Source organism: Aquisalibacillus elongatus, assembly GCF_003843875.1.
GTDB lineage: Bacteria > Bacillota > Bacilli > Bacillales > Alkalibacillaceae > Aquisalibacillus > Aquisalibacillus elongatus.
In genome coordinates, this window is sequence record NZ_RKRF01000008.1 from 162,154 (window position 1) to 176,239 (window position 14,086).

The following is a 14,086-nucleotide window of genomic DNA, read 5'->3' on the forward strand; positions in this document are numbered from 1 at the left end:
TCAATTCCTCCTTATAATAATGCTTCATTACCCTTCTCACCTGTACGAATACGATAGACATCTTCGATAGGTGATATAAAAATCTTTCCATCTCCCACCTGTCCGGTTGAACAGATTTTAGTGATAGTTTTGGCTGTTTCTTCTACTAATTCTTGGTCGACAACTAATTCAACCTTTACCTTTGGGTACAGTTTTACTTCAAACTTGTTACCACGAAAAATTCCTTCTTGCCCTTTTTGTTGGCCACAACCGGCCACTTCAGAAATAGTCATTCCTTTTACGCCTAGTTGGTCTAATTCTTCTCGAAGTTCTTGGAATTTTTCAGGACGAATGATGGCTTCAAGTTTTTTCATAGTAGTAAGCCTCCTTTTAAATATAATATGTTAAGTTTCCTAACACTAAATGTTATTAATACTTATAATATAACTGAAAGTCAGAAAAATCAAGCAAAAAAATAAAAACATGTAAGAAAAGTTAACATATAAAAAGCTCGCCTTGTTTTGGCGAGCTTAAAAATATTATTTTTCATTCGTCATAAGATGATTTTCGTAGATGACATCATAAAGATCTTTATATGATACGTGTTCATCCTTTAATAAAGTAGGAGATTCTAACCCTGCGGCAGCTGCGATATTATAGAGCCCTTCACGTATGGACACGACGTAATTGGTCACACGGTAAGATTTTTCTTCGATGTCTAATGCCTGTTGCATCTTCGGGTCAGTCGTTGCCACGCCAACAGGGCAATGGTTCGTGTGGCAAACCTGTGCCATAATACAGCCGACTGTCACCATGAAGGCGCGTGCGACTTGGACTAAATCGGCACCCAATGCTAGAGCAACAGCAATGCGGTCTGGTGTAAAAAGTTTACCAGATGCAATGATTTTAACCTGGTCACGAACGCCGTAGTCTGTTAACGTGTTGTGCAAGATTGGAATGGCTGATTTAATTGGTAAACCAACGCTATCAGCTAGTTCCTGATATGTGGCACCTGTTCCACCTTCGCCACCATCGACCGAAATGAAGTCAGGCACTTTACCTGTTTCCTTGATCGCTCGTGCTAGCTCTTCGACATCGCTCTGCTGTCCGACAACAATCTTAATACCAACTGGCTTTTCAGCGATGTCTCTAAATTGCTCGATAAAATCCAGCATCGCATACGGGTCGTTAAATTCTTTAAAACGATTAGGACTATCAACCGTTTGATAAGGCTGAATGTTGCGGATTTCCGCAATTTCTTCAGTTACTTTCTCAGCTTCTACGTGACCGCCGCGTGTTTTAGCACCTTGGGCTAATTTCAACTCAAATGCTTTCACTTGCTCGACAGACGCTTTTCGTTTCACTTCTTCCCATGAAATTTCGCCATCATGGGTACGGACCCCAAACAATCCGGGTCCGACTTGCATAATTAAATCCACATTCCCTTTTAAATGATAGTCGGAGACACCGCCTTCACCCGTGTTCATCCAAGTACCACCTGCGCGGCCGAGGCCTGTAGAAAGTGCAGTTATTGCTCGATCACCAAGCGCACCATAGCTCATGCCGGACATGCCGATGAGGCCTTTTACGTAAAATGGATTTTTAGAGTTTTCTCCTATGGTTACGGTGTATTCTTCATCTAATAAAAATGGTTCAATGTCTTTGCGATGTCGATATTCTTTTCTAGAAAATAGGTACTCTTTTTCTATTTTATAAGCATAAGATCTAATTTTTTCATGCTGGTCCACTTTAAGTTCTTCTGCTAATTTTGGAAACATCGCATTTTTTATGTAATAACCCGGTTGGTCAAAATCTCGCTGTGACCCAAAACTCACCATGCGGTGTTTATATTTAGCTGGTAGGACAATATTTTGATAGTCTTTTCTTGAAAAAGGTTTTCCATCATTGTCTTCGGTAAATAAATATTGTCTTAATTCAGGTCCAATGCTTTCGAAAAAATAACGAACCCTACCTATTAATGGATAGTTTTTAAGTACAGAATGGCGTTTCTGATTACGGTCTACAAAATATCCGTAAATCATAAAAACACCCGGAATAATTAGTAAAACAAAAATAATGACTAACAATAATAGTGATGCGATTTCTGTCATTGACTCTCCCCCTAAATATATATATAATTTCAAGCATGAAAAATTATAAAAAATTACTCTATGGCCAATATACCACATTTTGATGGTCATGAATCAGCGGGTGTAAGTGAGGTATTATATATGAATGATTTATTATTTATCTTAATGTTAATAGGTGCATTAGGTGTCAGCTCGCAGTGGATTGCATGGCGTTTCCGCTTACCGGCAATCGTCGTGATGTCTGTGATGGGTCTTTTAGTTGGACCTATTTTGGGTATTATGGACCCTAATGAAGATTTAGGTGCTCTTTACGGGCCATTAATTTCAATTGCAGTTGGGATTATTCTATTCGAAGGTAGTCTGAACTTAGATTTTCGTGAAATTAAAGGTTTGGGGAAACCTATTTTTCGAATTACAACCGTGGGCGCATTTTTAGCTTGGATTCTTGGGTCATTAGCAGCTCATTATATCGCTGACTTATCATGGGCTGTGGCTTTTGTGATTGGTGGTATCTTTATTGTAACAGGACCAACTGTTATTCTACCACTTCTCAGGCAAGCAAAATTAAAGCCTCGTCCTGCTGCCATACTCAAGTGGGAAGGAATAATCGTCGATCCATTCGGTGCATTGGTTGCCGTCTTCGCTTATGAATTTGTTAAGTTCATTACAATGGCTGATGTGACGTTTATTACGGTTCTAGGCTTCTTAGCTGGTTCGTTATTAGCAGCTGTAATTGGGGCCATATTTGGTTACGGCATTGGCTGGATGTTTGAAAATGGCTATGTGCCAGAGTTCTTAAAATCTCCTGTTGTCTTAGCAAGTGTTGTGATGGCATTCGCGTTAAGTGATGCTGTCGTCCATGAAACAGGATTGCTTGCTGTTACGGTGATGGGTATGACAATTGCCAACATGCATATTTCATCTATAGGTGATATGCGGCACTTTAAAGAGAACATTTCGATATTGCTAATCTCGGTTATCTTTATCATGTTAACGGCATCGTTAGATCGCGACATTTTACTATCTATTTTCGATTGGCACATTGTTATCTTTATATTAATAATGTTATTCGTCACGCGTCCATTAAGTATCTTTTTATCTACAATCAATACGGATTTAACATTTAAGGAAAAATTACTCGTAGGTTGGATTGCGCCAAGAGGTATTGTGGCACTAACTGTTGCCGGATATTTCGCAGGTGTATTAACAGACGCTGGATTCGAAGATGCGAATATCTTAACTTCCCTTACGTTCGGTTTAGTATTCGCAACTGTTGTGGCACATGGATTCTCATTAGGTTTTGTCTCTAAAAAGTTAGGCCTGTCTACTGAAAGTAAGCCAGGAGTGCTCATAGTAGGATCTAGTAAATTCTCGGTTAATTTAGCCAAAGTGCTGGAAGATCTAAACATTCCAGTATTAGTAACGGATTCATCTTGGAGCCGCCTGTCTCACGCTAGACGTTTAGGTGTACCTTATGAACATGGTGAAATTTTATCAGAACAGACCGACTATCAAATCGACCTAACTCCTTATGAATATATGATTGCTCTCACGGAGTATGATTCTTACAATACACTGGTCAGCTCAACGTTCATGCCAGCTTTCGGTCGTGAGCATTTATTTCAATTACCTCTTCAAGTGAATCAGGGTGACCATTTAGAAGATGTGAGCAAACACATTAGTGGTCACTTATTATTTGAAGAGTCAGCTAACTGGAGTACTCTAAACGAAAAGATTAACAAAGGGTATTTATTTAAGAAAACAACCATTACGAACCAATATCCTTATAATCAATTCTTAAAAGAATTAGATTCTGAAAGTATTTTAATGTTAGTGCTTAGAAAATCAGGAAGTATTGAATTCTACAAACCAGGAAGCACCTTAAGGCCAGAAGCAGGCGATACAGTGATCAGCTTGCAAAAACCACCACAAAATTAATATTTTTTGAAAACTGTCCCATTAGACCGCATGGGGCAGTTTTTTGGTTTGTGAAAAGTGAAGTAACTCACGCAACATTTTTTAGAAATTTCAAAATATAAGTTTAGCAGGACTTGAATTCGGGTACATAGAAATAGGAAGTATGTATCCAAAATTTTGATAATATAATAATTATCATTATATTTTAGTTGGATAATTCTACCGTTAATAGCAAATTGTGAGTATATCTAACTATTACGAAGTATTTTTAAAGGATAAAGAGAATAATAATTTTTTGAGTAAAAACATAAAGTTATAAAAAAGATTATTCATTTATATACCCTTAAATGAAGTTTGTATCCTATTAAACTTTTAATATACGATTAAATAGAGAACTCTTGAGGAAAAATTCAATAAATTTGATACATATAATGAATGGTCGCTATGGAGGGAGGAAAACAGTGAAGAATAATGGGGAGAAACCGTTTGGAAAAATGTTAAATAAAGTTGATCAAGCTTTTTTAAAAATTGAGGAATTTATCTTAAGTAGTGCTGTTATTTTGATAGCTTTAATGGTTTGCGGAAATGTTATTAGTCGTGAATTAACCGGTACTAGTCTATTATTCCACCAAGAGGTTGCCTTTTTTGCGATAATCGTTTCAACATTTATGGGAATAAGCTATGCAGCAAGAAAAGGAAGACATATTAGTATGTCTGCCATCTATGATACAGTCCCGTGGAAAATGAGAAAGACAATGGCCATATTCATTCCACTTATAACATCTGTTTCGTTATTTGTGTTGGCATATTATTCATATTTTTATGTATACGATATTTTTGAGATAGGTACAACATCTACAAATCTACAGATACCAATGTATGTTATGTATGCATTTGTACCACTAGGCTTCATTATGGGTGGTATTCAGTATTTGCGAAATCTAATTGTGAATATCACGAATAAAGAAGTTTATATTGGAACAGATGCATTAGATTATAATGATGTGAAACCAGAGGATCGTGAAGTTGATGATCAAATGCAATTGTAGAATTAAAAAATTGATGAAATGAGGAAATCGTTATGTTGACTGTCATGTTGGGGATAATGATCCTTCTTCTTCTTTTAAATTTCCCGATGATGATTCCTTTAATCGTAGCGCCATTTGCGGTAGCTATACTAGGTCTAACGACCATGCCACTTGATATGTCAAGTATGGTTGGTCAATTAATAACCGGAATTGAGTCCTATCAACTCTTATGTGTTCCGTTATTTATATTTGCTGCGGATATCATGACATCTGGTAGAACGTCAAATCGGTTACTAGATTTAGTCGGCTCCTTTATTGGACATATTCGTGGAGGGTATGCAGTTACAACAGCAGCCTCCTGCTCAATGTTTGGCGCGATATCCGGCTCGACCCAGGCAACCGTTGTTGCTATTGGTAAGCCGATGCGCGAACGCTTATTAAAAGTTGGTTATAAAGATTCAAGTGCTATGGCACTAATTATTAATTCAAGTGATGTTGCCCTATTAATACCACCAAGTATTGGTTTAATCATGTATGGTTTAGCCTCAGGGGCATCCATTGGTAAATTATTTATCGCTGGTATTATACCAGGCTTAATTGTCTTTTTAACCTTTGCTACATATAGTATTATTTATGCTAAAGTGAAAAATATTCCATTAGCCCAAAAGGCAACTTGGATAGAGCGTTGGCAAGCATTTAAAAAGGCGTTATTACCACTAGGGTTTCCTGTATTAGTCATCGGTGGTATTTATGCTGGGTGGTTCTCAGCTACTGAAGCAGCTGGTGTTTCAGTGTTATATGCGTTTCTATTAGAAGTTGTGATTTATCGATCTATTCATATAAAACAATTACCGAATATCGCATTATCAACGGGGTTAGTAACGTCAGCCGTATTTATTTTAGTAGCAGGTGGCCAAGTCTTCTCATTTATCGTTAACTTAGAGAGGATTCCACAGATGTTGTCAGATGCTGTTCTAGGTTCTGACCCAAGTCAATTTTATATTTTGCTTATCGTAACCATATTTTTCTTTGTGGGTTGTATGTTTGTAGACCCAATTGTTGTCATTTTAGTTCTAACACCTATATTTCATCCAATTGCGGTGGATGCAGGTATTAGTGAAATTCACTTAGGAATTATCATCACATTCCAGGCGGCTTTAGGTTCAGCGACGCCACCATTTGGAGTCGATATTTTTACCGCCAGTGCGGTGTTTAATAAGCCTTATTTAGAAGTTATTAAAGGAACACCGCCATACATCTTAATGATGATCTTAATTTCAGTATTATTAATTGTGTTTGAGGACCTTTCAACGATTCTTTTATAAAGAAAGGTCTTTGACTATAAATTTATATTAAAAATATAGGGGGTTTTTACAATTTTTAAAAAGAGGTTTTTATTGTTAACGACTTTGTTAACTCTAGGACTAATTCTAGCAGCTTGTGGTGGCTCTGATGACGACGGAGACTCAAGCAATGGGGATAGTGAATTCGAAGAACAAACATGGGCATTCATCACTGAGGAGCAAGAAGGTCAAGTTCAGTATGTATATGCTGAAGAATTTGCAAAGCGTATTGATGAGAAAACAGACGGTGCGATTACAGTTGAACCATATGAATTCGGTGGTTTAGGTACAGAAACAGACCAAGTTGAGCAGCTTCAAAATGGTACAGCTCAACTAGCTGTAACATCACCAGGTTTCATTGGTAATACAGTGAAGGAAAGTCAGATTTTCGGACTACACTTCTTATTCCCAGATAGTGTAGAGAAGACTCACGAGATTTTAACAAATAGTGAAGCGATCAACGAAGATCTAGTTAAAAAATATGAAGAAATTGGTATTGAGCCACTAGCTTTCTGGACAGAAGGTGGTATGCAGTGGACGAGTGACCGCCCAATCGAGAAGCCAAGCGACTTTGAAGGATTCAAAATGCGTATTCAAGGTTCAAAACTACAAGAAGAATCTTATAAAAGATACGATGCAGATCCAACAAGTATGTCATGGGGTGAGTTGTACACTGGTTTAGAAAATGGAACAGTACAAGGCCAAGAAAACCCAATTTTCTTCATTGCAGATGCATCTTTCCATGAAGTACAAGATTATATGACGATCTCTAACCATAACAACTATGTTGCTACAACAACAGTTAACTCTGAATGGTACAATGGATTAAATGATGCTGAAAAAGAATTAGTAGATGAAACTGTTGAAGAACTACAAGGCTGGGTGTTTGAAGAACAGAAACGCCAGAATGATGAGTTCTTATCAGTCATTGAAGATAGTGAAGAATATCCAACAGAAGTTATTCGTTTAACAGAAGAACAGCGTGCAGAGTTCCAAAAGTTAGCAGAACCAGCACGTGACTTCTACCGTGATGAAGTGTCGACTGAAGGTGGCGCTATTCTTGATAAGTTAGAAAAAGAAATTGAAGAAGCAACAAGCGAATAATAAAGTTAAGCCTAGTACTTTCTTAAGTACTAGGCTATTTATATTGACTTTTAAATCGTTTTCTTTTATTCTATAGATACAATAAAATGACTTCCAAAGGGGAGTAGCTTGACACGTTTTAGTCGTCATTACGAGATCTAATCTCCGGCTTTAACGGCAACCGATGTTGTAAGCGAGACCTTTACGCGAATAGTTGCGTAAAGGTTTTATATATTTAGGCCTTTACCGCATGTTCGCGGTAAAGGCTTTTTTATGTTTAACGTATAAAAAGCCATCATTTGTCTTTAAACTAGAAAAGTAAGGGAGCGATTCAGAAAATGGATGCAGGATTATTACTAGAATATGGTTGGGTACTACTTGTTTTAATTGGTTTAGAAGGAATTTTAGCAGCTGATAATGCTCTAGTGTTGGCTATAATGGTAAAACATTTACCGGAAAAGCAACGTAAAAAAGCACTATTCTACGGGCTATTTGGGGCTTTTGTACTTCGAATTGGATCTTTATTTATTATTTCATTCCTAGTTGATGTATGGCAGGTACAAGCGCTTGGTGCTGCATATTTACTTTATATCTCTATTAACCACTTAGTTAAACAACAAGTGAAAAAAAGGGAAGAAAAAACGCCTGAAGAGGCAGATGCGAAGCGGGATGCTAAAGGTTCAGGGTTCTGGATGACTGTTGTGAAGGTAGAGTTTGCTGATATTGCCTTTGCGGTCGATTCAATTTTAGCAGCTGTGGCATTGGCAATGGCGCTTCCGGCAACAACACTTCCTCAAATTGGCGGAATGGATGGTGGTAAGTTCATCGTCGTGTTACTTGGTGGACTGATCGGGGTTGTTATTATGCGTTTTGCTGCAACCTACTTTGTAAAATTATTAAAGAGGCGCCCAGGTCTCGAAACGGCGGCTTTCTTGATTGTTGGTTGGGTGGGGGTCAAACTATTAGTTATTACGTTATCACATGAAGATATCGGTCTAATCCCTTATGATTTTGCACACTCAACGATATGGAAACTTAGTTTCTATGCGGTCTTAGTGATTATTGCATTGGTTGGATGGTTCTCATCTAAGCCTCAAGACATTGATGAAGACGAACTTGAGAATTTAAAACATTAATATTAAAAGCTAGCGGAGATGTAGTCCGCTAGCTTTTTTCATGGGTCTAAATAAGGGTGGTGATTCATATATTATGACGACGACTTTATTTAAGGGAGGCCTCTTATGAAAAGACATTACTTCTTAGGCGGCACGACGGCCAAAGGGTATTACCGTTTTTATGACGATTTAAAATCAATTTTAGATCGAGTGATGTTTATTGATAGTGGAATGACGTCAACGACTCACCCTATACTCAATCAGCTAGTAGAAGATTATGAGAGGGACTATGAAATAGGTTGTGTTCATAACCATGTTGAGCCAGACAAACTCGAAGCCATGGTGATCCCCGAACGGAAGCTTGCTGTTATTGACCGCTCGAAAACCGCACATCAACCACTCCTATTCCCGAAGTTAGTAGAAAACGTTGTCTACATGGGAGAAGGTTATAACTATGAGTATTTATATCAAAATAGGAATTGCTTAACCCAGTTGTATGAGGAAAAAAGTGTTTTACAAGAACAAGCCATAAAACATTTTGAGAAAGCACATCAACATCATGAAGATATTGAGAAAATTTATATCGAGTATTTAAATTTTGATAAAGCCAATCGCGTGACTAATGACTTCATGCAAAAGCTATTCAGGTCCACTTCACTTCATAAAACCTCTCAAATCGTGCATCGATATTTAGGTGCAGCCACACCGGATGGTCCAATAGATTTCGTATTAGATTTAACGAGTGATATAGATGAACGAATTTTTATAAAAGGAAGGTCAGGTACTGGTAAGTCGACGATGCTCAGGAAAATTGTATCAGAAGCCCAAAACAGAGGAATTGATGTGGAAATATACCATTGTGGCTTCGATCCGGAGAGTTTAGATATGGTTATTTTAAGAGAATTAAGCGTTGCCATCTTTGATGCGACAGCTCCGCATGAGCATGAACCTGAGCGTTCTAATGATCATATTTTCGATGCCTATGAGCTATTCGTAGATGGAAACCCTGATGCATCACATGAACAAGAAGTTGCTGATTTAAAAGGACTTTATAAAAGTGAGACGAAAAAAGCAACGAGTTGTCTTGATTCAATCCGAGATAAAACACGTTCTTTTGAAAAAATTTATCAAGATTCGTTAGATGATGGATATGTTCAAGGAATTATCGCTAGAATTCAAAACTGGATCAACTAGTATACAGCCAACCTAGTATGGGTTGGCTTAATTATTTGACTTCTATTGTATTTCGTTATAAAGTTTATAAATGTTTAGTAACCTTATCGGAATTATCAAGTATAATATAAAAAAGGGGAAGGGGAGAATTTTATGTTTTTAGCTTTAAATATTGCCATCATGCTTGTTTTGTTAGCTATTTTATTTCAAATGCAAAAGAAGCATGTGTCATTTAGTAAACGCGTATTTTCTGGTTTAGGTTTAGGTATTTTATTAGGTATATTTCTACAAGTCGCGTATGGCTCAGATAGTGGGGTTGTATCAAGTACGACTGATTGGTTCTCACTAGTTGGTTCAGGTTATATAAGGTTACTGATGATGATTGTTATTCCACTTGTTATGGTTTCAATTATTAAAGCCATTACGAATTTGGAGAAAACATCACAACTTGGGAAAATGTCAGGTTGGATTATCGGGATTCTAGTTGGAACAGCGATGATTGCTGCAGTTGTTGGTGTTGGTACATCCGTGGCGTTTGATTTAAATGCTGATCAAATCGAAGCAGGTCAGTCTGAACAAGATCGTGGTATGTACCTAGAAGAACGTTTAGGTGATGTCGAGGACATGTCGACACCTCAAAGAATCTTAGAATTTATTCCAACTAATCCATTTCAAGATATGACGGGGGATCGAGCGACTTCTACAATTGCAGTAGTTATTTTCTCAGCATTTATAGGAATTGCTGTATTAGGCTTACGACGAAAACGACCTGAGCAAGCTGAAATGTTTACAAAAATCGTGGATTCCGTCTATGCGGTCGTGATGAGGATTGTAACGCTCATCTTAAGATTAACACCTTATGGTATTTTAGGGTTAATGGCTAACACGGTTGCCCGCACAGATGTAGGCGGTATTATAGAACTGTCTAAATTCGTAGCAGCATCTTATGTGGCACTCCTAGTTATGTTTGTGATTCATTTAGTGATGTTAAGCTTCTCTGGTTTAAACCCATTGACGTATGTGAAAAAAGTTTTACCAGTTCTAGGGTTTGCTTTCACTTCACGCTCAAGTGCCGGAACTATTCCACTTAACATTCAAACACAAAAGAATAACCTCGGTGTTCCAGATGGGGTTGCGGATATGTCGGCATCATTTGGGGCAACTATTGGGCAAAATGGCTGTGCCGGTATTTATCCGGCAATGTTAGCAGTGATGATTGCGCCGACCGTAGGCATTAATCCGTTAGAACCAAGCTTCTTGCTAATGTTAATATTAGTGATAGGTATCAGTTCATTTGGTGTTGCAGGTGTCGGCGGTGGTGCGACATTCGCAGCGTTAATCGTCCTATCAGCCATGGATCTTCCAGTTTACTTGGCAGGTCTGCTCATCTCGATCGAACCATTAATCGATATGGGACGCACAGCTCTTAACGTAAACGGAGCGATGACATCCGGTGCCATCACATCACGAATTTTAGGAACACATAACAAAGAACGTTACCAAGATCCAAGTGCAAACCAAATTGACACGTCAGAGTTTTAAATTGTTTTGTTATATAAAAGTCGATGGCTTCAGGCCGTCGACTTTTTTTGTAGAATCACTATTACCGCGTTAAATCTTTTATTAAAGGAAAAAGTATGAAATAATATGATAGAGAAAACATGATCGAGGGAGTGTCATAATGATTCCGACGAAAGAACAATTGCAGAAGTATGCAAACTTAGCTATCAAACAAGGCGTGAATATTCAAAAAGGGCAAGCACTGTCCATTAACGCGCCTATTGAAGCAAGAGAGTTTGTTCACTATGTCGTTGAAGCGGCATATGATGCAGGTGCAGAAGGCGTGAGAGTTAACTGGTCTGATGAATACCTCACACGTCAGGCTTACGACCGTGAGCCGATTAATGTCTTAGAAGATGTACCTCAATGGCAAGTGGATAAAAACTTAAGCCACGTCCAAAAAGGCGGTGCACTATTAAACATTTATGCACCAAATCCAGATTTACTCGAAGGCGTCGATCCTGAACGGGTTGCCAAGGCTACAAAAGCTAGAAGCCAGGCGCTAAACGAATATAAAACATACATCATGAATGACCGTGTTCAATGGTCGATCGTTTCAGTTCCTACTGAAAAATGGGCAAAGAAAATTTTCCCTAATAAAAATACGGACGAAGCCGTAACAGCTCTTTGGGAACAAATTTTCTCGATTGTCCGAGTGGACCGTGAAGATCCTATTCAAGCTTGGAAAGAACATAATGAAACATTATTTAGTATTAGAGATTATTTAAACGGTAAACAATATGATGCATTAGAATATCAATCAGAAGGAACGAATTTAACAGTTAAACTTCCAGAGAATCATATCTGGTCTGGTGGAGGAGCTAAAGCTGAAAATGGCGCTCAGTTTAATCCGAATATGCCAACTGAAGAAGTATTTACAGCGCCACACCGTGAAGGGATTAACGGAACAGTCACGAACACAAAACCGTTAAACTATAATGGCAATTTAATCGATGGGTTCACGTTAACGTTTGAAGACGGAAAAGTCGTTGATTATCAAGCCGAACAAGGTGAAGAAACGCTGAAACATTTATTAGATACGGACGAAGGGGCAGTCCGCATCGGAGAGATTGCGTTAGTACCGCATTCATCACCAATCTCTCAGTCCGATTTAATTTTCTATAACACGTTATACGATGAGAATGCCTCTTGCCATATGGCTTTAGGTGAGGCTTACCCAACTAATCTTAAAGACGGTGAAAAAATGTCCAAAGATGAGTTGAAGGAAAAAGGCATTAACACGAGCCTAGTTCACGAAGACTTTATGATTGGTTCAGCTGACCTAACTGTTTACGGTGTTACAAAAGATGGCAAAAAAGAAGTCATTATTGAAAATGGTGACTGGGCAATAGAATAAGCTATCATAAAAAAGATGGGATGTTTTCTCATCTTTTTTGTTATATACTGGAATTAAACATAAAAGAGAATTGGAGTATTAGCTATGAAACTTGATGGAAAGCTAATCAAATGGCACCGGACGAATCAAAAATTAACTCAGGAGCAATTAGCAGAGGGGATTTGTTCTGTAACACAGTTAAGTAAAATTGAGAACAGTCAAATCCATGCCAATGTGGACGTGTTAACCCAAATTGCGGACCGGTTGCAATTCCCGAGCCATAAATTCACGAAGCCAGTTGATGAACAATTGAAAGCACTTATCGAAGAGTGGTTATCAGCCATTCACGAATTCGACTTGCCGAATGTTAATCGAATCTATGCCGAGTTAAAACATCTTGAAAAAGAGGCGCTTCACTACGACTTAGAGTTTTTATATGATTTAGCTTACTTCGGTTATACGCTAATTACGAAACAATTGAAAGAAGCGAATCAACTAAACGAAAAAATCATGAAGTATGAAGCTATTTTTAATGAAATTCATCCTTATAGTTATCATAAATTCATTGCAAAGTATTTAAAAGACAAGTCATTATACTTCGATTCGTTAAGGCATTTAGAAATTGCTGAAGGTATTTTACAAGACGAGGATGACCCAGAACTTTTTATATTACTAGCTGGAGTTCATAGTCAATTAGACCATATTCTATCTTCGAATGACTATGCGAGGTCAGCCTTAAGAATTTTTCAGGATAAGTTGTATTATACGAGAATAATAGAATGTGAGATTATCTTAAGCTCGAACTTTATATTAGTAGGAGAATACCAAGTCGCAGAGGAAAAATTACAACGTATAATAGCACTTATTGATGAAAAGTTTGACCAAAGCATGGTCTCTAAAATCTATTTTCAAATGAGCGCAGTTTATATTATGCGTGGAGAATTAGATGCTGCCATCCAACTGGCGCAGGAAACATTAGCGTTTGATATTAATCAAATTGAGCTGATGCATTTGCGGTATGTTTTGGCTCATAGTTATTATTTAAAAGGTGATTATCATTCGTGTGACAAGGTCATTCAACAAAGTACAGAAATAGCCGAAGAATTTGGACTTGATTATTACTTAATCAAATTCAAGACATTAAAACTCCTAATTGATGAAGAATACGATCGGTTAATTGACTATTTACGAAACCGTGCATTGCCATTTTTAAATGCCACTGGGCAAGCGTTTGACTTAAAATTCTACTATAAATTGTTGGGAAAATTGTTGTATCAGCTCAAACGATACAAGCTTGCGGCAGAGGTTTTGTTAGAAGCAAACCAGCAAGGAATCGTGACGAAGTGATGAAAAAATTAAATTTTCGATGCAAAAATTTATAATTTTCTAAAAAATATTTCACTTTTTTCATTTTTTTGTATAATGGACATAGGTTATGATTCTTCAGCGATGACGTATGCGT

Annotated in this window: 11 protein-coding genes; 9 read left to right on the plus strand and 2 right to left on the minus strand. The window is 37.6% G+C overall.

Going from position 1 to position 14,086, the window contains the following annotated elements; genetic code table 11:
- Positions 1–11 precede the first annotated feature (11 nt).
- Together EDC24_RS06035 and EDC24_RS06040 are read right to left on the minus strand one after the other, a co-directional pair.
- Positions 12–353 carry a P-II family nitrogen regulator gene (locus tag EDC24_RS06035; protein ID WP_124220731.1) on the minus strand — a complete coding sequence of 114 codons (342 nt, stop codon included), beginning with the start codon at positions 351–353 and terminating at the stop codon, positions 12–14.
- Between the two features lie 165 nt (positions 354–518).
- Complete coding sequence (locus EDC24_RS06040; RefSeq protein WP_124220733.1) at positions 519–2,090, minus strand: FMN-binding glutamate synthase family protein; 1,572 nt, start codon at positions 2,088–2,090, stop codon at positions 519–521.
- Positions 2,091–2,210: 120 nt separating this feature from the next.
- On the opposite strand from EDC24_RS06040, the gene EDC24_RS06045 reads away from it, so the two are divergent.
- The 9 genes from EDC24_RS06045 (at position 2,211) to EDC24_RS06085 (ending at position 13,971) form a co-directional block, all read left to right on the plus strand.
- Complete coding sequence (locus EDC24_RS06045) at positions 2,211–4,007, plus strand: cation:proton antiporter (RefSeq protein WP_124220735.1); 1,797 nt, start codon at positions 2,211–2,213, stop codon at positions 4,005–4,007.
- Between the two features lie 440 nt (positions 4,008–4,447).
- A complete protein-coding gene (locus EDC24_RS06050; protein WP_245997994.1) occupies positions 4,448–5,035 on the plus strand; it encodes a TRAP transporter small permease in 588 nt (195 codons plus the stop codon).
- A gap of 32 nt (positions 5,036–5,067) precedes the next feature.
- A complete protein-coding gene (locus EDC24_RS06055) occupies positions 5,068–6,339 on the plus strand; it encodes a TRAP transporter large permease (protein ID WP_124220736.1) in 1,272 nt (423 codons plus the stop codon).
- A 72-nt stretch (positions 6,340–6,411) separates the two neighbouring features.
- The gene (gene dctP, locus EDC24_RS06060) at positions 6,412–7,461 is read left to right on the plus strand and encodes a TRAP transporter substrate-binding protein DctP (RefSeq protein WP_245997995.1); all 1,050 of its coding nucleotides are present in this window, start codon (positions 6,412–6,414) and stop codon (positions 7,459–7,461) included.
- A 317-nt stretch (positions 7,462–7,778) separates the two neighbouring features.
- Positions 7,779–8,576: a TerC family protein gene (locus tag EDC24_RS06065; RefSeq protein WP_124220740.1), complete on the plus strand. Its 798-nt coding sequence runs from the start codon at positions 7,779–7,781 to the stop codon at positions 8,574–8,576.
- A 105-nt stretch (positions 8,577–8,681) separates the two neighbouring features.
- Positions 8,682–9,749, plus strand: a complete 1,068-nt coding sequence (locus EDC24_RS06070; protein ID WP_124220741.1) for a hypothetical protein — start codon at positions 8,682–8,684, stop codon at positions 9,747–9,749.
- A gap of 132 nt (positions 9,750–9,881) precedes the next feature.
- Complete coding sequence (locus EDC24_RS06075; protein WP_124220743.1) at positions 9,882–11,270, plus strand: L-cystine transporter; 1,389 nt, start codon at positions 9,882–9,884, stop codon at positions 11,268–11,270.
- A gap of 139 nt (positions 11,271–11,409) precedes the next feature.
- On the plus strand, positions 11,410–12,645 hold the full coding sequence (locus EDC24_RS06080; RefSeq protein ID WP_124220745.1) for an aminopeptidase: 1,236 nt from the start codon (positions 11,410–11,412) through the stop codon (positions 12,643–12,645).
- Positions 12,646–12,729: 84 nt separating this feature from the next.
- Positions 12,730–13,971, plus strand: a complete 1,242-nt coding sequence (locus EDC24_RS06085; protein ID WP_124220746.1) for a helix-turn-helix domain-containing protein — start codon at positions 12,730–12,732, stop codon at positions 13,969–13,971.
- Positions 13,972–14,086: the final 115 nt, after the last annotated feature.

Coding starts and splice junctions, on each gene's coding strand:
- EDC24_RS06035 (WP_124220731.1), bottom strand. CDS start 353: ATGAAAAAACTTGAAGCCATCATTCGTCCTGAAAAATTCCAAGAACTT.
- EDC24_RS06040 (WP_124220733.1), bottom strand. CDS start 2,090: ATGACAGAAATCGCATCACTATTATTGTTAGTCATTATTTTTGTTTTA.
- EDC24_RS06045 (WP_124220735.1), top strand. CDS start 2,211: ATGAATGATTTATTATTTATCTTAATGTTAATAGGTGCATTAGGTGTC.
- EDC24_RS06055 (WP_124220736.1), top strand. CDS start 5,068: ATGTTGACTGTCATGTTGGGGATAATGATCCTTCTTCTTCTTTTAAAT.
- EDC24_RS06065 (WP_124220740.1), top strand. CDS start 7,779: ATGGATGCAGGATTATTACTAGAATATGGTTGGGTACTACTTGTTTTA.
- EDC24_RS06070 (WP_124220741.1), top strand. CDS start 8,682: ATGAAAAGACATTACTTCTTAGGCGGCACGACGGCCAAAGGGTATTAC.
- EDC24_RS06075 (WP_124220743.1), top strand. CDS start 9,882: ATGTTTTTAGCTTTAAATATTGCCATCATGCTTGTTTTGTTAGCTATT.
- EDC24_RS06080 (WP_124220745.1), top strand. CDS start 11,410: ATGATTCCGACGAAAGAACAATTGCAGAAGTATGCAAACTTAGCTATC.
- EDC24_RS06085 (WP_124220746.1), top strand. CDS start 12,730: ATGAAACTTGATGGAAAGCTAATCAAATGGCACCGGACGAATCAAAAA.